This is a genomic window from Streptomyces sp. JNUCC 64, from assembly GCF_054484115.1.
On sequence record NZ_CM137015.1, the window covers coordinates 4339107 to 4359157 of the forward strand.

General features: G+C 70.4%; 17 protein-coding genes. 8 read left to right on the forward strand and 9 right to left on the reverse strand.

Annotated elements, in window-relative coordinates:
- The first annotated feature begins 127 nt into the window (after positions 1–127).
- The 5 genes from ACVWNX_RS17895 (at position 128) to ACVWNX_RS17915 (ending at position 6919) form a co-directional block, all read left to right on the forward strand.
- Complete coding sequence (locus tag ACVWNX_RS17895; protein ID WP_454408167.1) at positions 128–1423, forward strand: hypothetical protein; 1296 nt, start codon at positions 128–130, stop codon at positions 1421–1423.
- A gap of 113 nt (positions 1424–1536) precedes the next feature.
- Entirely contained in the window at positions 1537–2604 is a 1068-nt protein-coding gene (locus ACVWNX_RS17900; protein WP_454408169.1) for an endonuclease/exonuclease/phosphatase family protein, read from the forward strand.
- 229 nt (positions 2605–2833) lie between these two features.
- Positions 2834–3934, forward strand: a complete 1101-nt coding sequence (locus tag ACVWNX_RS17905) for a Gfo/Idh/MocA family protein (protein ID WP_454408171.1) — start codon at positions 2834–2836, stop codon at positions 3932–3934.
- A gap of 250 nt (positions 3935–4184) precedes the next feature.
- Complete coding sequence (locus ACVWNX_RS17910; RefSeq protein ID WP_454408172.1) at positions 4185–4736, forward strand: hypothetical protein; 552 nt, start codon at positions 4185–4187, stop codon at positions 4734–4736.
- Between the two features lie 731 nt (positions 4737–5467).
- Positions 5468–6919: an FG-GAP and VCBS repeat-containing protein gene (locus tag ACVWNX_RS17915; protein WP_454408174.1), complete on the forward strand. Its 1452-nt coding sequence runs from the start codon at positions 5468–5470 to the stop codon at positions 6917–6919.
- A gap of 52 nt (positions 6920–6971) precedes the next feature.
- Here ACVWNX_RS17915 and ACVWNX_RS17920 read toward each other — a convergent pair whose 3' ends face one another.
- The 3 genes from ACVWNX_RS17920 to ACVWNX_RS17930 all read right to left on the reverse strand — a co-directional run bounded on the left by ACVWNX_RS17920 (position 6972) and on the right by ACVWNX_RS17930 (position 8756).
- Positions 6972–7502 (reverse strand): hypothetical protein, encoded by a 531-nt coding sequence (locus tag ACVWNX_RS17920; RefSeq protein WP_454408175.1) that lies wholly within the window; start codon positions 7500–7502, stop codon positions 6972–6974.
- Between the two features lie 235 nt (positions 7503–7737).
- Positions 7738–7941, reverse strand: coding sequence for a DUF397 domain-containing protein (locus ACVWNX_RS17925; protein WP_454408177.1), 204 nt, complete (start codon positions 7939–7941; stop codon positions 7738–7740).
- Positions 7938–8756, reverse strand: a complete 819-nt coding sequence (locus ACVWNX_RS17930) for a helix-turn-helix domain-containing protein (protein ID WP_454408178.1) — start codon at positions 8754–8756, stop codon at positions 7938–7940. The genes ACVWNX_RS17925 and ACVWNX_RS17930 overlap by 4 nt, the downstream gene beginning before the upstream one ends.
- A 161-nt stretch (positions 8757–8917) precedes the next feature.
- On the opposite strand from ACVWNX_RS17930, the gene ACVWNX_RS17935 reads away from it, so the two are divergent.
- Complete coding sequence (locus ACVWNX_RS17935) at positions 8918–9829, forward strand: radical SAM protein (RefSeq protein ID WP_454408180.1); 912 nt, start codon at positions 8918–8920, stop codon at positions 9827–9829.
- Positions 9830–9833: 4 nt separating this feature from the next.
- A complete protein-coding gene (locus ACVWNX_RS17940; RefSeq protein WP_454408181.1) occupies positions 9834–10646 on the forward strand; it encodes a phosphotransferase in 813 nt (270 codons plus the stop codon).
- 84 nt (positions 10647–10730) lie between these two features.
- Here the strand turns inward: ACVWNX_RS17940 and ACVWNX_RS17945 are convergent, their stop codons facing one another.
- The 6 genes from ACVWNX_RS17945 to ACVWNX_RS17970 all read right to left on the reverse strand — a co-directional run bounded on the left by ACVWNX_RS17945 (position 10731) and on the right by ACVWNX_RS17970 (position 17953).
- On the reverse strand, positions 10731–10973 hold the full coding sequence (locus ACVWNX_RS17945; protein ID WP_454408183.1) for a hypothetical protein: 243 nt from the start codon (positions 10971–10973) through the stop codon (positions 10731–10733).
- 78 nt (positions 10974–11051) lie between these two features.
- Positions 11052–11645 (reverse strand): SMI1/KNR4 family protein, encoded by a 594-nt coding sequence (locus ACVWNX_RS17950; RefSeq protein ID WP_454408185.1) that lies wholly within the window; start codon positions 11643–11645, stop codon positions 11052–11054.
- Between the two features lie 156 nt (positions 11646–11801).
- Positions 11802–16034: a golvesin C-terminal-like domain-containing protein gene (locus ACVWNX_RS17955; RefSeq protein WP_454408186.1), complete on the reverse strand. Its 4233-nt coding sequence runs from the start codon at positions 16032–16034 to the stop codon at positions 11802–11804.
- Positions 16035–16321: 287 nt separating this feature from the next.
- Positions 16322–16651 carry a hypothetical protein gene (locus ACVWNX_RS17960; RefSeq protein WP_454408187.1) on the reverse strand — a complete coding sequence of 110 codons (330 nt, stop codon included), beginning with the start codon at positions 16649–16651 and terminating at the stop codon, positions 16322–16324.
- A 199-nt stretch (positions 16652–16850) separates the two neighbouring features.
- Entirely contained in the window at positions 16851–17573 is a 723-nt protein-coding gene (locus ACVWNX_RS17965; RefSeq protein WP_454408189.1) for a peptidase inhibitor family I36 protein, read from the reverse strand.
- Positions 17573–17953: a hypothetical protein gene (locus ACVWNX_RS17970; protein WP_454408191.1), complete on the reverse strand. Its 381-nt coding sequence runs from the start codon at positions 17951–17953 to the stop codon at positions 17573–17575. The genes ACVWNX_RS17965 and ACVWNX_RS17970 overlap by 1 nt, the downstream gene beginning before the upstream one ends.
- 342 nt (positions 17954–18295) lie before the next feature.
- Between ACVWNX_RS17970 and ACVWNX_RS17975 the strand changes: the two genes are divergently transcribed.
- On the forward strand, positions 18296–19735 hold the full coding sequence (locus tag ACVWNX_RS17975) for a WGR domain-containing protein (protein ID WP_454408192.1): 1440 nt from the start codon (positions 18296–18298) through the stop codon (positions 19733–19735).
- Positions 19736–20051: the final 316 nt, after the last annotated feature.

The following is a 20051-nucleotide window of genomic DNA, read 5'->3' on the forward strand; positions in this document are numbered from 1 at the left end:
CCGCGCCCCGCGCCGGACCGCACACCCCGGCCCGGGGCGCCAGACGGGGCGCGCCGCTCGGGTGGACCGGCACCCGAACACCCGCGCCCGGGTCGCGGCGCCCCGCCCCGCCCCGTTGCCTGGGAGGGTGTCCCGCACCCCGCGCGGCGCCCTGCGCCGCACGCTCTCCGTGGCGCTGATCACCGCCGCCTGCGCGCTGCTGCCCGTCGCCACCGTGGCGGCCTGGGCCCGCGTCGAGCTGGCCGACGCCGACGCGTACACCGCCGCGATGGCCCCGGTGGCCACCGCGCCCGGGGTGCGCGCCGCCCTCGCGGACGCGGTCGCCGACGGGGTGCTGCGCCAGGTCGACCGGGGCGCCCCGCCCCTCGACCGCGACGCCCTCCGGGAGAGCGCCGTCCGGGGCTTCGTCCGGGACGCGGTCGGCTCGTTCACCGCCACCGACGCGTACCAGGACGGCTGGGACACCGCGCACCGCACCGCCCACGGCGTGGTGATGGACGCGGTGCGCGACCCCGGCGGCGAACGGGTCACGGTCGACCTCGCCCCCGTCACCGAACGCGTCAGACAACGCCTCGTCGAGGACGGGGTGACGCTCGCCCGGCGCATCCCCGTCCAGCCCACGGTGGTCACCGTGCTGCCCGGCGAGGACCCACGACGGCTCCGCGAAGGGGTCCACATGCTCGAACTCGCCGGTCTCTGGCTCCCGGTCGGCTCCGTCGCGCTCGCGCTCGGCGGCATCCTGTTCGCCACGGTGCGGCGGCGCGCGGTCACCGCGACGGCGCTGGGCGCGGCGGGGGCGGCCGGGGCGCTGAGCGTCGCCATCGCCGTGTGCCGCGAGCTGACCCTGGGCGATCTGCCGCCGCACGTGTCCCGGGCGGCGGCGGGCGCGGTGTTCGACGCGCTGACCGGGTCGCTGCGGACGGCGGCGTGGGTGGTCCTCGCCCTCGGTCTGGTGGTCGGCCTCACGGGGTGGGCGGCGGGCCGGTTCGCGGGCGTCCGGGGCGCCCGCGCGGCCTCGGCCCCCCGCCCGTCGGGGGCCGGAACAGGGGTCGGTTCCGGGGCCGTCGCCCAGGTCGGTGGGGCTGTTCCCCAGGTCGGGCCCGGCGCGGGGGCCGGGGGAGCGCGGGGGATCGTCACCGTCACCGGGGCCGTCCCCCTGGCGTTCACCGCCCTCGCCCGCCCGGTCGCCGCCGCCCCGGTCACCACCCCAGGCGTGGTCCCGGCCACCGCCCCGGTCGCGGCCCCATCCGCCGGACCGGCGACCGCTCCGGCCGTCGGCCCGCCCACCACGGGTCCGGCGGGTCCGGCTGTCACGGGTCCGGCCGTGAGCCGGACCACCGGCCCGGCGGCCGGACTCGCGCCGTCGCGCGCAACCGTCGCCGAGGGACGACCGTCCTCCAGGGAGGACGTGGACGGTCCGTAACCTTGGGTCCGCCGGACCCCCCTCCGGACGCGCGCGGAGCCCCCGCGCGCGGACCGACGGAACGGGCCGCACCGGACGGAACGGGCCGGACGGCCGGAAGGACGGACTCAGCCATGGCGACGCCCCTACGCACCGACGGACCCCCGGCCCCGCCGGAGCCGCCGTCCCCGGAGGGCGGCGAACGGCGCCGGACCGGCCGGGGCGCCTGGCTCGCCGGGGCGCTGCTGCTCGGGGTGAGCGTGGTGGCGGGCTGTCGGGTCGCGGACGTGGACGGCGTCACCCCCGTCCCCCAACTACTGGCGTTCCTGCCCTGGTTGATCGCGCCGACCGTGGTGGCGCTGCTGCTCTCCTGGTTCGCCCGCTGGCGCACCGGACTGGTGTGGGGCGTCGCCGCGATGGGGGTGCTGGCCTGGTACGTCGATCCGTACGGCAAGGTCTCCTCGCCGGACGGTCCGCCGCTCGCCGGGCTGCGGGTGATGACGTCGAACGTGGAGTACAGCACCGCGACCGACGGACTGGTCAAGGCGGTCGTCCGGGAACGGCCCGACCTGCTGTTCGTCCAGGAGTGCGACCCCGGGTGCCTGGACCGGCTCAAGGACCGGATCGGCACGGACTACCCGCACCGGACGGCGGTCGAGGCGTACGGGGCCGAGGGCTCCGCGATCCTCAGCCGGACCCCGCTGCGGCCCACCGACGGGGTGCACGGCTCCACCCTCGGGATGCCGGGCGCGGTCACCGAGATCAAGGGCGTGCCGGTGCACCTCCAGCTCGCCCACCCGATGCCCCCGCTGCCCAGCGAACTGGGTACCTGGCGCCGCGAACTCGACGCCCTGCGCGCCGTCGCCGCCGAGGGGACCCGCTCGGCGGGACTCACCGGGACGACGGTCGGCGCCCCGGCCCGCTCCGGCCCGATGATCATGGCTGGGGACTTCAACGCCACCCAGGACCACGCGGCGTTCCGCGAACTGCTCGACGCGGGGCTGACCGACGGCGCGCGGCTCGCCGACGCGGCGCGCGAGTCGACCTGGCCGTCCTCCACGGCCGCGCTGATCGGCGCGCAGATCGACCACGTCCTGGTCTCCCGCGAGTTCACCGCCCGCGACGCCCGTTTCCTCGACCTGGGCGCCTCCGACCACCGCACCGTCGTCATGGACCTGACGCTGCACAAGTCCCCGCGCTGAGACCACGGACGGTCCTCGCCACCGACCGCCGACCGGGGCCACCGGCCACTGACCACCGACCGGGGGCCACCAGGGCACCGACCACCGACCGGTGGCCACCGGGGCACTGACCACTGGTCGGCTGACCAGCGGCCACCGGTCACCGACCCCTCTCAAGTCCCGCCGCTGACCGTCCCGTCGGGCCCGGAAATCATGTGCGCGGTCCGGGCACCCGTGTGACGCTGGGGGCATGGGCATACGTGTGGGGATCGTCGGACTGGGCGGGATGGGACGTTATCTGGCCGACTGGTGCGGACGGACCGGACTGGAGGTCGTCGCCCTGTGCGAACGGGACCCCGGGCGGCTGGCCGAAGCCGCGGCGGAGCACCCGGACGCGGAGCCGACCACCCGGTGGCGGGAACTGCTCGCACCGCGTCTGGCCCTGGACGCGGTGGTCCTCGCCCATGACTTCGACGCGCACGCCCCGCTCGCCGTCGCCTTCCTCGACCGGGGCGTCCACGTCCTGTCGGAGTCGGCGGCCTGCGCCGACGAGACCGAGGGGCGGCTGCTGATCGCGGCGGCCGACCGCTCCACAGCCACCTACTCGTTCGCCGAGAACTACGTCCTCCATCCGCACGTCCGGCTGGTCCGGGCCGCCGCCGACGCCGGGGAGCTGGGCCGGATCACCCTGGTCGAGGCGGACTACCTGCACGCGCTGGCACCCGACCAGGTCAGCGCGCTGATCGGGGACCCGGACCACTGGCGGGGCCGGATCGCGTCCACCGCGTACTGCACCCACACCCTCTCCCCGGTGCTCGCCCTGACCGGCGCCCGCCCGGTGGAGGTGTCGGCGTTCCCGGTGGACGCGGCGGACCCGAGGAGCGCCGTGGTGATGACGGTCCGGCTGTCCACCGGGGCGCTCGCCGTCACCCGGCACGGCTTCCTCCAGGGCGAGCCGGACAGCCACTGGAGCTGGATCTCCGCACGTGGCACCCGAGGGCTCGCGGAGTCGGTCCGCGCGCCGGGGGAGCGCGCCTGGTCGGTACGGGTCCGGGCCGAGGGCTGGACCCGTACCGACGGGACCGTCCTCGACGAGGAACGCGTACCGCCGCCCGTCGCGCTGGACGACGGACCGGTCGAACGGCGCGCGGAGGGAACGGCGTTGCTGCTGCGGGCCTTCCGGGACACCGTCGAACACGGCGCCCCGCCCCTGGTCCCGGTGCGGGACGCGGTCGCCGCGTCACTGGTCGGCGTCGCGGGCGCGCGGTCCCTGGCGGAGGGCTCCCGTCCGGTACCGGTACCGGACGTCAGCGGCGACGGCGACGGGACTCCATCGGACGACCACGGCTGAGCCGGGCCCGGCCCCGACCGTCCGCCCCACCCGACCCGATCCGATCCGATCCGATTGATGAATGAGGCGGATGAAGCGGATGAAAGCAAAAGGAAAAGTAAGGAAGCAGACAGAATCAGAAGGAACCGCTCAGCCCCAGGGGCCGTCGTACTCCATGACCGATTGACCGAACCGACACCGCCCCCGCCGGCACGGCGGGTCGGGCCGGACCTCCGTCCGGCGACCGACCGGGGAACAGGAGCACGACCGCGTGAACGAGCGCCTTCCCTCCCCGCCCGCCAGGACGCCCGCCCTGACGCCCGCCAGGACGCCCGGCCGAGCACCCGCCCGCCGCGCACCCGCCCGGACGGTGCGGGCGGTCCGCGCCGCCGCCGTCCTCGCCCTGTTGCTGCCCCCGCTCGCCGCGTGCGAGTTCCTGACCGGTGCCGACCACACCCCGCAGCGTCACAAGGACGGCGTCAGCGACCTCCAGCTCGACGTGACGGGACAGCCGACCCCCGGTTCGCTCTCCGCCGTCGAACACGTCCTGGCCCGGCTGAAGGAACGGGACGCGGACGGGCTGGCGGAACTGTCGACGGACGGCGACGAGAAGGCGGCCCGGGAGTGGGTGCGCGCGTGGGGCGGCGCGGCCGGACTCCCGATGACCGCGGACTTCGTCCAGGGGGAACCGTCGGCCTGGGTCGAGGTCGCCTTCGAGGGACGGGAGTCGAAGCTGTCCTTCTCCCTCGACCCCGCGTCCGAGGACGAGCCCTACGCCGACCGGTTCGAGGTCCGGCTGACGGACGACGACCGCAACGGCTGACGACCGGACCGGCTGAAGAGCAGGACGGACGACGACCGCAACGGTTGAACAACCAGGGCGGACGACGACCGGACCGGCCGGACGACACGGGCGGTTGAACAGCCAGGACGGCGGGCCGACGGTCGGCGGGACAACGGCACGGCCGAGGGCTCCGGAAGAGTCCCGATGCCCGCTCCCCGATCCCCACTCCCCGCCCCTGTTCCCGACCGGGCGCCCCGGCGACCGGGCCACCGACCCGTCGCGACGCCCGGGGATCGATCGCCGCCACCCGGGACACCCACCCACGTAACCGCGACCGGACCGCAGGGGCCGATAACGGGCCAGCCGGAAGCATGGATCCGGTCAAGTCCACGCCCCCACACCGTTTTCTCCCGCGTCCCCTACAACTCTCACGCCCCACCACAGGTCTCCCCTGCGCCCGGACCCGCCCGCCCTGGTGAGCCGGGACCACCGACGAGCCCCGCACCACGGCACCACGGCACGCCGGAACACGGACGTACGGGCGTACAGACACACGAAGACGACGACCACGGGCGACGCGCCCACCCGAACACCCCGTCCCCCGGGACACTCCCCGGACAACTCCGGGACACCCTCCAGGCACCCTGACCCGAGCACCCTGACCCGAGCGCCCGGACACCCAGAGACACCCAGAGACACCCCGCGAACGCCCAGACACCCCGGACGCCCGCGCAGGGCGTCCCCACCGCAGGAAGACAGCAGGAGACCGTATGCAGCAGCGCATCAGACTCGCCCTCGCCACGGCCACCGCGGCCGCGCTGACGGGCGGACTGCTCACCTTCGCGGCGAGCCCCGCCACCGCCGCGCCCGCCCCCGTCGCCGCCAGCGACGCGGACTTCAACGGCGACGGCTACGCGGACGTCGCCGCCTCCGCCAGCGGCGCCACGGTCGCGGGCAAGGACGGCGCGGGCCAGGTCGTCGTCATATACGGCGGCGCGACGGCCACCCGCAAGGTCGCGATCAGCCAGAACAGTCCCGGGGTGCCCGGCAAGGCCGAGAAGTACGACCGTTTCGGCGGCGACACGGCGTACGGCGACTTCGACGACGACGGCTACGACGACCTCGCCGTCGCCGCCCCCTTCGAGGACGTGGGCCGGGACGCGGACGGCGGCACCGTCACCGTCCTGTGGGGCTCCGCCTCGGGCCTCAAGGGCGGTGCGGACGTCGCCGACCCGCGCCCCACCAAGCACGACCGCTTCGGCCGCGCCCTGGAGGCCGCCGACTTCAACCGGGACGGCAAGGACGACCTGGCGGTCGCCTCCCAGGACTCCGCGACCGTCGACATCCTGCGCGGCGGCTTCAAGCGCTCCGGCCGCCCCGCGGGCCGCTACACCGTCACCCCCGCGATCCACGAGGGCCAGGACGCCGGGGTCAAGAACCTGCACTCCGGCGACGCCAACGGCGACGGGTACGAGGACCTGATCGTCAACGGGTTCGCCACGAGCAACGGGCACAACGCCAACTACTGGCTGCCAGGCTCCTCGAGCGGCGCGAGGACCTCCGGCGCGCAGAAGCTCCCCCCGGGCATCATCACCGACGTCGGTGACACGGACGGCGACAAGATCGACGACGTCGTCCTCGGCATCTTCTGGGACAGCGGCCCGGAGGGCTCCGCCCGGGGCGGCCGGGTGCTGATCGCCAAGGGCACGGCCTCGGGCCCGGCGTACGGGGAGCGGCAGGGCTTCACCCAGAACACCAACGGGGTGCCGGGCACCAGCGAGAAGGGCGACGCCTTCGGCCTCGAACTGGACCTCGGTGACGTCAACGGGGACAAGCGGCTGGACCTGGTCATCGGCGCCCCCGACGAGGACCTGCCGGGCGGCAAGAACCAGGGCTCGGTGACCGTCCTGTACGGCGCGGCCGACGGATCGGGCATCACCACGCGGGGCGCCCGCCTCCTCAGCCAGAACACGGCGGGCGTCCCCAACCGGGACGAGACCGGGGACGGCTTCGGCGCGGACGTCCACGTGGACGACCTGAACGCCGACGGCCGGGGCGACGTGCTCGTCGGGGCTCCGGGCGAGGACGACGGCAACGGCGCGGTGTACGCGCTGCGTTCCCGGACGAACGGCACCCTGACCTCGCCCGCCGGGATCTACGTGACCACCGTGGGCGTCTCCAAGGCCGGTTACCCGGTCCTGGGCAACAACTTCGCGGACTGAGCCACCGGTACCGCCGGGCCCGTCCGCACCGGAGGACGGGCCCGGCGTCGGCTCAGGGGCGCGGACGGACCAGCGGCGAACCGGTCAGCTCCCAGGTGACGGGGCCCGCGCCGTCCCCCGCGACGTCGTAGACGACCGTGGCGTCGGACGACCACCAGTAGGCCGGGTCGTAGGTCACCAGGCCGGGGGTGTGGCACCGCTCGGGATCGCGGGGCCCGGCGCTCGCGTTGACCTCGCGGGTGAGGTCGTGGGTACCGGAGTCGACCACGGTGTCGGGTCCGTTCCGCGTCGCCCGCCGCTCGATCCGGGTGCGTATCGTGAACGAGGCGAAGGTGACGTCCCGGTCCGCGACGCGCCAGTCGACGTCCGAGAAGCCCTGCACCAGGTCCTCGACCACGGTGCGCCAGCCGCAGACCTTCACGTCGATCCGGTTGGTCCCCCGCCCGGCGAGCGACTTCCCGTTCACCCCGGCCGCCGAACACGGCACCCCCGCCGCGCTCGCGGGCGCCGCCGGTCCGGAGAGCAGCAGACAACCGGCCGCCAGGGAACCCGCCACGAGCAGCGGAGCGGTACGACGCGTCATGGACAGGTGACTCCTCTTCAAGATGACTGGTAACCAGCGGACTTGAGGGAGCGGGATGGATGGAGACGGGCTCCCGTCCCTCTCCCGCACCGATCCACCGGGGAACGCGCGCCCATGACGACGGGCCACGTCACCTCGAAGAGGCGATCCGCACCATCCCCGTTGCCTCGCACCGACGGATCCCCGTCAATCGACGTACCCGGCCCTCGACACGTCGCGCAACTCGGACGATCAGCTAGCCGACCCGTCCCGTCGCGAACCCGACGAACCGGGCCCACTGTCTGGGGGCGAACACCAGCACCGAACCGTCCGGTACCTTGCTGTCCCGAACGGGAACGACACCGGCCACGCCCTCGCCCACCTCAACGCACGCGCCGCCATTGGTACTGCTGTAGGACGAGGCCCGCCACACCACAGAGAACTCATTCGCGCCGGTCATGCGCTCAGTCCTTTCAGGTACCTGCCGATCAGATCGGCGGACTCATCGGGCGGAAGGGCCACGGCTCGAAGCAGATCATAGGCATGCGTGGCACTCGCGACCTCCGCAGGGTCGGTGACCGCCCTTCCTTGGGAGAAGCCGTCCGCGTAAAGGACATCGGGTCCCTCGTCGAACCCGAGAATGGCGAAGGGGCCAGCCAGGCCCGGATGCACCGGCTTCTCCATCGGAACCACCTGGATGACCGTTCGCGGTGACTCCGCTGCGGCCAACAGTTTCTCCAACTGATCCCGCATGACGTCCCGTCCCCCGATTCGGCGGACCAGGACGGCCTCATCCACGACGAACCACGCCCGGAGGGGATCTTCCCTTTCGAACACCTCCTGCCGCGACAGACGTGCCGCGACGAGGGCATCCAGGTCGTCAGGACGAACAGCGGCGAGCATGGCCCGCATGTAGTCCTCGGTCTGGAGCAGGCCATGAATGACTTGACCCTCGAAGCTACGGAAGCTGATGGCTTCCCGTTCCAGCTCCACGTACGGCAGGAACCAGCCCGGATACGCGTACCGGATCACCAGCGGATAGAGCCGTGCGAAGTGACCGTCCGCTTGGAGGGCACGGTCAAGGCCCTCCGAAAGTTCCTTCGAGGGGACCCGTTTCGCCCGCTCCACGTAACTGATCATCGCTTGGGTGGCGAGGGCCTTACTCGCCAGCGCTGCCTGGCTGAGATCCCGCGCGAGGCGCAACCGGAGGACTTCCGCACCGAAGAAGGCGAGGAGCGAGGTCGTGGGATCGGGTCCACCCGTCTCAGCTGTCATGCGCTCAACGCCCTTCGATAAATCGGTTGTTGTTATGCCCGCGGCCCTGTCCAGGCTACTCACGGAGAGCGATGCTTGAGGCGCACACGGCGAGAAAGCGGTGGAGAGGCGGAAGCCCCCCCGTACGACCTTCATGTCCTCAACCCCATCCGGAGGCTTACATGACCACGAGCCCGACGTTCCGCGACCCGGCCGCCCACCACTTCGCCCCCGGGCGGACGCGTATCGAACCCGGGTTCGGCAAGGAACTGCGCTTCCTCTGGCTCGATCTCACCCGAAAATGCCAGCTTGAATGCACGCACTGCTACAACTCCTCGGGCCCCACGGGAAAACACGGAGACATGGCGCGGTCTGACTGGTTGCACAGCATTGATCAAGCCGTCAAGAACGGAGTGACGGGAATCCAGCTGATCGGCGGTGAACCCATGATGCATCCCGACGCGCGGGAGATCACCGCCCACGCACTGGAATCCGGCGTTCAGGTAGAGGTGTACAGCAACCTCGTTCACGTGACGAATGAGTGGTGGAAACTGATGGAGCGCGACGGCGTGAGCCTCGCCACGTCCTACTATTCAAACCGCGCCGAAGAGCACAATGGGGTAACTGGCCGACCCAGCCACGGGAGGACCCGCGCGAACATCGCACGGGCATTCGAACGGGGTATCCCCATCCGCGTCGGTATCGTGAGCGACAATCCGGATGCCTCGGAAGCAGCGGAACGCGACATCCGTTTGCTCGGGGTCACTCATGTCAGCACGGATCACGTGCGCCCCTTTGGGCGCGCCGCCATCGGCCGGGTACCCAGCTTGAGCGGACTCTGCGGGCACTGCGGAGATGGCCGGGCAGCCATCGGACCGAACGGAGATGTGTCCCCCTGCGTGTTCTCCGCCTGGATGAACGTAGGCAACGTTCGCGCCGCCACCCTGGCCGAAATCCTGACTGGTCCCGCTATGGCAGAAGCGGCAGCTAACATCCAGAGCGTACACAGGGGAGGGCAGTGCGACCCCAGCTGCGATCCGAACGCAGAGTGCACACCGGGATACCCGCCATCCGAATGCACGCCGAGGAATTGAGCCCATGGCACATGAACTACCCGGAGCAGAATTCTGGAGCCTCCTTCGGCCCCATACTGGTGATCTCACCGCCGCCGAGCCCACAGTCCGCGGATTCGGGTCGGACTTCACCGGGATCGTGAGCGGCGAGAAGGGACCCTTCTTCGTGAAGGCCATGCGGAACCGGGACGGCGGCCGCAGGAACTCGCTCGTCCGGGAACGGGAGATCAATCCCGCAGTCCGGCCCCTCGCACCCGCTCTCGCGTGGACGGCGGAGGACGAGCACTGGATCGTTCTCGGCTTCACGGTGGTTCCCGGTCGACGGTCGGAGTTCGCACCGGATTCTCCGGACCTCGTCACGGTCACCCGACTGCTCGACGAAGTCGGCCGGGTGGAACTACCGGAGTTCACGCGGTCGTGGCGTGAGGAACGATGGGACCGGTTCGCCGCGTCTCCGGAGGCGGCGGCGCTCTTCCGTGGCTCGGGCCTAGTCCACGGGGACATCAATCCGGGCAACGTCCTGATCCACGGCGAGGGCGGCTGGATCGTGGACTGGGCATGGCCGACGAGGGGGGCGGGGTTCATCGACCCCGCTTGTCTCGTCGTCCAGTTGGTGGCGTCGGGGCACCGCCCCGAGTCCGCCGAGTCATGGGCCTCACAGTGCGCCGGGTGGCGGGAGGCGGAACGCGAGGCGATCGACGCCTTCGCCGTGGCGACGGAAAACATGTGGCGGACGCTCGTCTCCCGGCGCCCGGACGTGGCGTGGTTGACGGCCATGCTCGACGCCGCCCGGTCATGGGCCCGTCATCGAGGGGTCGGAAGCCATGGAACCGAATGAGCGGGTCCGCGAGAACGCCGTCCGGCAGCCGGAGATCCTCCGGCGCCCGGACACCGGGATTCCGGACGGACGGCCCGTAGCTCGCTACTCGCGGACCAGCCGACTCCGCACGGTGGGATAGGCGATCGCGAACCCGGCGGCCACGCAGACCGCCGCGAACGGGGTCCACTGCCACGCGCCGGCCCACTCCTGCCCGAAGATCCTCGCCCCGCCGGTCAGGACCAGCAGCGTCAGCGTCGTGGAGAGCAGGGCCGACCAGAGGTAGTCGGACCGCGTCCTGACCTTTCCGGGCAGGAAGTTGGCCAGCAACTCGGCTAGGAACAGCATGGGGAGACCTCCGGTTCACAGTCGGGCAGCGGGTTCGGTCCAGTGGCGCCCTGATCCGGGTACCACTGGACCGAACCGCTAATCCCACTCCAGCATGCGCCCCTCCCACACCACCGGCTTCCAGCCCAGCTCCGGCAACGGGGTGTCCGTCTCCACCGCGACGCACATGGCACGCAGCATCTCCGCCACACCAGGCCACAGGGGCCGGTACTCGGGAGACCCGAAGAACATCTCCCCCACCGCACCGCGGTGACCGTCCCGGTGGTCGATGAACAGCAGGTCTCCGGTGACGGCCTGGGCGAAGGGGACCCACGCGGGGTGCGCCAGCGCCCCGACGTTGTCCCCGTAGCCGTCGGCCACCAGGTCCCGCGCCGCGTCGGCGAAGTACCGTTGCCACTCCACGATCCCGGCGGCGTCCAACAGGCTGTGCCCGAAGACGAAGGCGCCCGGTTCCGTGCTCGCGGACCGGGGAACGACCCCGCAGCACACCGACAGCAGCGCCTTCAGCCCGTCGTCCAAGGGGAAGCCGAGCTCCCGCTCCAGCGTTCCGGTCTCCTCGGCCCCGATTCCCGGCAACAACACCGCGTGGTCCTCTGGGGCGTTGTGCCGCAGCCACTCCGTGAACCGCTCCCAGAGCAGGGGAACCGCCTCGGCACCTTCCGTCTCACGCATAGGACCTCTCTCCCTTTCCGTCCGGTGCCTCCCGCACCGGTGACGGGAGAGGGTACTCACCCCCGTCACCGGTGCGGCGAATCCGAGCCAGGACCGAGCCCAAGGCCCGGGGTCGTCGAAGATGCCCGTCAAAGGGACGAGCCCATCGTGGCCCGACTACGGGAAGTTGCAGACCGTTGCCAAGTCACAGCCTTCGTAGCCGGTCCGAACGAAGTACTTGTCGTGGTCCAGGAGTCGCACCGCCTTGGTGAAGTTGCCCAGAGTGCCCCCGGCCGCCGTGTTCTGCGACGCGGGGACGGCCGCCCGTCCGCAGATCTCCTTCCAGGTCGGCACAGGGTAGTTGTTGTCGAGTTTCAGCATGTAGCGACCGTTCGGCAGCAGCTCCGAGTACATCTGTACACAGAACTTGCCCGATGTCAGGGTCATGCCGCCGCTCTGCCGGGACTTCGCGAAGGGGTACTCGTCACAGCTGCGTCCGGACGCGTTCGGATGGGGCTTCCACTCCGCCACCGCCCGCGTGCACATCTTTTTCCGGTTCTCCTCTGCCTCGGCATCTGACGCGAAACGGGTCAACGGGCTGTTGTGGCTCTCGCTTCCCGGGTGGGAGGCAAGCTTTGACATGAGGACGTAGTAGTACGCGGCAGCAGCCGGATACGCGTCATGGTTGAGGTTCATTGTCGGTGTGTATTCGCTGAACACGCAACCACTATTTCCAGCGACCTGGTTGTCGCATCGCACGTCGAACTTCTGATGGCTCCAATTGGACGCTGTCTGGATTCCAGGAACTGGAGTGTGCCAATTGGCCTTCCAGGAAAGGTCGAGGGTCTGCTGGCCGCCTGCGACCGTGTTCCATGTGAAGGTGGTCACCCTGCTTGCCACATGGGTGTCACCGGGAGTCCATGTGGTGGAACCGGTCCACGGGCCGACCGACTCGGTGCATCCCGTCGTGGGCCAGCAGTCCTCTTCGAGCGATGTGAGCGTGGTCGAGGGAAGTCCGGTCATGCTTTCCATGGAGATCTCTGTGCTGACCGTGAAATGGTTTTTGGTCGGAAGGAGTTTCACCTCTTGGATGACCTTGAATATGGCGGTCCCGATCAGCTGACCGTTACGGGTCACCGTCGTGGGCACCGCACCGCGCAAGCAGCCCTCGGTACGCGTGAAGGAGGCGGCAAGGGCGTTGTTCCGGCAGTCGGCGCTCACCACGGCGGCTACCGGGTTCCGACGCTGGGCACCTGGCGGCGACGCGTCGGTTTTCCCCTTCCGCTTCCGTTCTGGGCCCGTGTCGGGTTCGTATCCGGCACAGAAGGTGATCCCATCCCCTGCCTTCCGGCACGACTTCGTACCGTCTTGCGTCGTGGACGGCCTCGCAGAACGGCCGGAGTCGGCGGCTGCCCCCGTCAGTCCGGCGTCTTTCCGGACCTGGGCCGCTATTTGGTCGATCTCCGGCGCGTTCGGGTTCTCCGCCGGGAAGGTGATCGTCCCCAGCTCGTCGAAGTCCCCCGGAACGAAGGCGATCGCGTCCCACGCGATGTCCTTGGTGCCGTTGCCGGTGGCCGTGAAGTTCGACAGGCTGACTTCGGGTAGGGCGTCGTTGAACCGGTAGACCCCCAGTTCCACCCACTTGTTGGACTGGTTGGCCGTCTGGGAGATGGTCTTGGACTCCACACCCAGAGCGGTCTTGATCTGATAGGTCGCCTCGGTGACCTGTGCGCCGTGGTCCGGTATGTGCGCGTACACCTTGGCCTGGTCTTCGGGGACCTTCCGCCCGAGCTTCCAGGTGCCGGTCACCTTCATGCGGTCCGCGTTGGCGGCAGGTGTCTCCGGCTGACGGTCATGGGTGAACCAGAAGTGGTTCTGGTACCCGGCGCCAATCTGATGCGTGTCCATCTTGCCGGGATAGGTGCCGTTCCATCCGGTGAACTGGAAGCCGAAGGTGCCGTCGGACTTCGCCGCCCCGCACCCCCTCGCGCTTGGTCCGGCGGGTGTCACTCCGTTGGGCACGTCATCGACGATCAGCGCGTTCGCGGGAAGGCCGCTGGAGCAGCGGGGCGGATAGGAATTCGCGTCCGGCTGCTCCGGGTAGGTGGTCGTGAAGCGGTGGACCTGGTTCCCGCACTGTGCGGCCTGGTCGCAGTCCTTCCACTGCACGGGCTTGTTCCACCAGCAGTGGAGCCAGTGGGGATTCGTGGTGCCATTGCCCGAGTCCAGGGTGCACGCGCCCAGCCCCGGATCGTTGGAGTCATTGTCTCCGATCTTGCTCGGGGTGCAGGAGTTCGACGAGTCGCAGAAGAGGTCGACCGGCGGCTTGGCCGTGGTCCGGAAAGCGACGCTGTTCCACCAAGCCGCACGGTACCCGGGTTGCATGTTGCCGGGAGCGGCCATCGCCGAGATCGGGCGGGCCGCCCAGCCGATCACCTTCTCCTGGTACGGCCAGTGCTGGGGCTGCGCCGCGTGGCTGTAGTCGTCCTTCGACGGGTCCGTGGCGTGCTGGAGGAAGGGGACCCGGTTCGCCTTCCACAGCGGGTTGGCCGGGTTGTTGGTCCATCCCACGCCTGAGTGCCCCGCGGAATCGGGCGTCGCGTAGAAACCCGAGTTGTAGGCCCACAGCGCGAAGAACCAGTTCTCGATCCATTGTGGGGTCCCGTTGTTCACGGTCATCCCGGCCCGGCGGGTCTCGTTCCACTTCTCCGACAGGATCCTCGCGCCGGCGGCGATGTTCGCCGTGTAGTCCAGGGCGACGGCGTTCTGGGCCTGGGGGCTCAGCGTGGGCTGACCGTGCCCGGGCAGCCGCATCCCGTCCGTGACCTGGGTGATGCCGTAACCGCAGTCGGCGTCTGCCCAGTTGATCTTCCACGGGTCGAGCTGTGCGCCGTCCGGCGCGTAGTCGACTCCGTAGTAGTTGCCGATGAGGCTGTTCGCCGTCACCCCGGGTACGGCGAACCGGGTCGCCTGCCACATGTTGGACTCCTGAGCGGTGATGCCCAGGAGGATCTGTGACGGTATGTGCCAGCGGTCGCTGACGCCGTCCTCGGTGTCAAGCTTCCCGTTGGGGTCGCCGTGCAGCACCACCCCCGGGAACAGGCTCTGCGGGCTGTATCCACCGGTCCCCGTGTTCTTCCAGTTCGTCTCACGGGTGAAGTCGAGCTTGCCGACGACCGCCTGGTTCACCGCCCACTCGACCTGGCGGGGGGTCGGCTGGAACGCTTGTTTGCGGACGTCGTTGCGGGGGACGGAGCACGTCCGTTCCGCCTCGCCCTCCGTTGGGTCGTCGGGTGCGGCCAGCGACCGGGCCGGACCACTCCCGCCTCGGGTGCTCGCGGCCCCCTCACCCTTCGGCGCGGGAAGGGCGGGTGACACGGCCTTGCCCTGAGCGAGCGCCTTCTTTCCCCCGACCCCGCGCGCCTCCGGCCGGGCGTCGAGGACGACCGTCTTCTCCGTTCTCAGCAGCTTGACGGTCGTCCGCACGGTCCTCGCGCCCAGCGCCTCCGAGGCACGGACACGGGTGTCCTCGCCGTCGGCCCAGGCCGTGGTGACGGCGGCGTGTCCGTGACTGGACACCAGCGCGCCCTTGGCGATGCCCCCGGGGTTCTCCACATTGCCGGGAAGCGTTCCCTTGGACGTCGCCTCGCCCGTGACGAAGACGGTGCCCCGACCGCTGGAGGTGAGGTCCCAGTCCGTCAGGGCGCCCGATGCCACCGTGGTCGGCTTTCCGCCCCCGTCTCCGAGGCGGTCCGGCGGGAGGTGCTGGGCGTAGCTGGTGGAGGTCTTCCCGCTCACCGCCGACCGGGTGCGGTCGATGAAGGTCAGCCCGCCGTCACGGTCGACGGTGAACTGGAACGGCACCTGCCGGGTACGGGTGACCTCCTTCAGTTCGCCCCCGCGCTCCGCACGCACCACACGGTTGCCGTGGGCGGCGACGATCCCGTCCCGCACGGGGACGGCGGAGGTGACCTGCCCCGGGTAGGCGACCGGAGCGCCGGACTCGCCCTTCCTCGCGTCCACCGGGACGAGACGGGACCGCTGGCTCTTGTCGCCGTCGTGGGGGAGCTGGGTGAACACCGCCCGTTCTCCCACGCCGCATCCGGGGCTGAAGTACGCCAGGGACGCCTGGAACGGCAGCTTGGTGACCTCGCCGTTGGTCAGGTCCACGACAGCTGTGAAGGCGCCCCTGGCCATCAATTCGGGCTTGTTGGTGAACGTACGCGGCGCGTAGGACACGGCGGCGCGGTCGCCCGATCCGGTGAGACAGGCGTTGCCGATCCAGGTGTCGGTGTCGAAACCGGGCTCCGACAGCGTCGCGGCGGTCCTCCACGCGTATCCGTCGCGTTCGTCGGCGACCAGGAGGTGAAAACCGGTGGCGTCTCCGGAGGTGGCGAACGAGGTGTCCACCGAGCGCTTGTACTCCGGGCCCAGCAGCGACGATCTCTTCCCCGGGGGGACGGCCTCTGGCTTGTCGACGTCAGCCGTCCGCGGCGCCTCATGCCGCGCCGCGCCCTTCCCGGGCTCGGGTTCCGCAGCCGGAGCGGGGGACGTCACCGGTACGGCCAATACGGTCGCGAGGGCGACCACGACTAACGCGCGGCGCTTCGCTATGGATATACGCACATTCTTCCTCGCTTTCAGGATGAAAGGTCACTCCAGGAAGGTGGCGGGCCCGGGAGCCCGCCGACCGGGGTTCAGGGCGTGCGTACCAACGGCGACCCGTCCAACTGCCAGGTGCCGGGGCCGAGACCGTCCCCGGCGATGTCGTAGGTCACCGTCGCGTCGGTCGACCACCAGAAGTTCGGGTCGTACGACACCGGGTCGACCGTGTAGCACCGCTCCGGGACGACGGGGGACGTGGTCGTGGCGTTGATCGTCGCGGTCAGGTCGCAGATGTCGGTGGTCACCACCATGTCCGGACCGGTCACCGCCGAACGCTTCTCGATCCGTGTCTGGACCTTGAAGCTCGCGAAGGTGAGGGCGGGGTCCTCAAGCCGCCAGTCCACGTCCGCGAAGCCCTGCACCAGGTCCTTGACCACAGTGCGCCAGCCGCAGAGTTCGACGTCGACCCGGTTGACTCCCGTACCGGGGAACGTTTTGACGTTCGTCCCGGCGGCCGTGCACGGAACCGCCGCCGGGCGCGCGGACGCCGGGGCGGCGGTCCCATGTGTGCTGTATCGATGCCCCGTCGGCTCAGCGCGGGGAGGGAAGGCGTTTTCGCGGTCAGGCGCGGCGTACTTCGAAGACGTCCACCTTGTCGTTCCAGGTGCCGCCACCGGGGTAGTCGAGTGACTTGAAATTCGGATAGCGGCCGGGGTTTCCGGCGCCTCCGGCGTCTAGTCGTCTCACGCGGTCCGCCACGGGCCACGAACGCCAGTCGATGATCTGCGCGTCCCCGTAGTTGATCGACCATTGGGCGACCTGGTAGTAGACGGAACTCAGCGCGTTCTGCATACCCCAGTCCTTCAGTTTCTTCTGGCCGTCACTGGAGAAGCGGAGGATCTTGGCTTTGTAATCGGCGTCTGAGTAAAGACACCAGTAGTCGGGAAGGCATCTGTCGGGAATCCGGGGGCGAAGACCTTCGAGTGCCTCTTCGCGGACTGCGGCGGGCAATTCGGGATCGGACATCGCCGCGTGGTCCGTGTCGTAGCAGTTCACCGCTCCGCTGGGGAGTTCGGTGCAACTGGTGGCCCCTTCCCAGGACTCGGCGAGGTTGATCCGACGCCCGTTGTAGTCGGCCATCACCGGGGCCGCGGGCCCCCTGTCCGGTTGGTCCTCCACCGGCTCGGCCGTGGAGGTGGGCTCCGGAGTCGGCGTGGCTAACGGCTCGGCCCCAAGGCCAGGGCCAGGACCCGAGGAGTCGGCCCGTACAGCCGGTCCGGTCACGAGCACCAGCGCGACGGTCACGCCGAGGGCGGCGAGCGGGGAAACGGACGGTCTGAGCATCACGGTACCTCTCGTTGGGCGGATTCCAGGTTGTGGAGGCGCGTTCCATCGGGGCCGTAGACGTCGAGTACATATCCCTTCGACACCGGTACACCCCGACTCGCGAGGAATCCCCTGAGATGGATGTCGAAGGCGTCGACGTCCGGGTATCCACTCTTCCTTCCGGTCCACACGGTCACGACCAAGACGTCGTTGCCCCCTTTACCGGTACGGATCCCAAGGACACGATCATCGCCACCGGATTCGTGGTAGAGATCGGCTAGGTGTGCGGCCTTGGTGTCAGGAGTCGCGGTGGTCACCGGAGGGCCGTCCGGGGCCTCGTCGCACCCGGCGATGGCGAGCAGGAACACGGAGATCAATGCGATGACGGTTCGTCTCATGACCTCATTCTCAAGGGTTTCAACGATCCATCTTTACGATGCGCGCACTTTCGGAAACGAAGCTGGGTTTCCAGGGCCTCCGCACCCGACACCCCAACCCTCAGTGCTTGTCATGTGCATGGACATCATGATGTCCGGGGTGGACCGGAGGGGCAAGCGCCACCGAGCGGATGTCGAGTGATCCGCCACTCGGAGCACAGTTCGTCACACCCGGTGACAGTCGCAGCGTCCGAGTGCCAGGACCCGCCCGTCACCGTCGATGTCAGTGGTCCCCCCTACTGTCCTACTCAGTGAGAACGGGCCGCCGGAAAAGGACCGTTCCGTCCTGGGGAGGGGTCTGCCGTGGCGCGTTCGACGACGTACTTGGAGCTGTCGCAGGAAGGCGGCGGTGCGCACAAGTTCTACGAGGTGATCGTGGACGGCACGGTGGTCTCGGTGCGCTACGGGCGGATCGGTTCCGACGGGCAGACGACCGTCTCGTCCTTCCCCACCGAGGAGAAGGCGCGGGCCGCCGCGGCGAAGAAGGTCGGGGAGAAGGTCCGCAAGGGGTACGCCCCCGCCGTCCGGGGCGAGCGCGCCGCCCGTCCGGTCACCCGGCGCCAGGTGACCTCCGCCCCCTCGAAGGCCCGGTCCACCGCACCGGTCCTGTGGCGCTTCCGCACCGGCTCGGCCGCCTTCGGCATCCACATCGCGGAGGACCGCTGCTGGGTCGGCAACCAGGGCGGGGACGTCTACACCCTCAGCCACGGCGGCGAGGTGCTGGCCCACTACTCGCTCCCGGACGGCGTCAAGTGCCTGGTGGCCGACGACTTCTGGATCTACGCGGGCTGTGACGACGGCACGGTGTACGACCTGTCGTCCAAGCTGCCCTTCGGCGCCTACACCATCGCCCCGGACGTCGACATCTTCTGGCTCGACATCCACGAGGGCGTCCTCAACGTGGCGGACGCCCGGGGCGGGCTCACCGTCATCGACCACGAGGACGAGCACCAGTGGTCCCGCAAGTCGGACGGCGCCTACGCCTGGATGGTCCGCGCCGACGCCCGGGCCGTCTACCACGGCCACCAGCGGGGCGTGACGGCGTACGCCCACGACGGCACCCACGAGCTGTGGAACGCCCGGACCGTCGGGGGCGTGCTGTTCGGCTGGCAGGAGGACGACGCGGTCTACGCGGGCACCACCCGCAACGTGGTCCAGCGGCTGTCGAAGCGGGACGGCTCCCTCCTCGCCAGCTACCTCTGCGACGACTCGGTGTACTCCTGCGCCACCGCCCCCGGCGGCGCCTACGTCTTCGCCGGTGACTCCTCGTCCTCGGTGTACTGCTTCGACGCCGACGGCAACCGGCTCTGGAAGCTCCGCACCGGCAGCGGCTCGGCGCTCTCCATGCAGTACCTCGACGAGCGGCTGTACATGGTGACCACGGACGGCTCGCTGGTGTGCGTCGACGCGTCGGACGCGGCGATCGCCGACGCCCAGCGCGGCACGGTCCCCGTGGCCCGGGACATCAAGTCGGCCGCCGCGCTGCCCACGTACACCCCGGTCCGCTCCGCCGCCGCGCTCGCCTCCGTGTCGGCCGCCCCGGTGGACGGGATCGTGGTCGAGTGCGTCCAGTCGGGCTCCCGGCTGCGGGTGCAGGTCGTCTCGGACGGCTACGACTCCGGCTGGAACGTGCAGTTCCCGCGCGGGATGCGGGAGGTGGGCGCCCGGTACGTGGTGGACGAGCTGCACGCCTCGGCCAGGGGCTTCTACCGGGTCCGGGGGGAGATACGGCGTCTGCTGTGACCAGCCGCCCGGGCGCGGATCACCACCACCGGTCTCCCGCCGGCCCAGCTCAGCCCACCCAGCCCGGCTCCGCCCGGCGCGGCCCGTACCGTCCGTCCGGTCCCGTACCGCTCCGTCGCCTACCGTCCCGTCCGCGACGGTTCACGGGCCCGGACACGGCGGTGCGGGCCGCCCAGCGAGAGGGGCGGCCCGCACCGCGTGTGGTGGGGGGACACACGGAGACGTGGGGTGTGTGCCGGGTGGTGGTCCGACGGGTCCGTCGGATCCGACCGGTCGGGCGGTCACGCTGATCGAGCGGCCGCGCGAACAGGGGTGG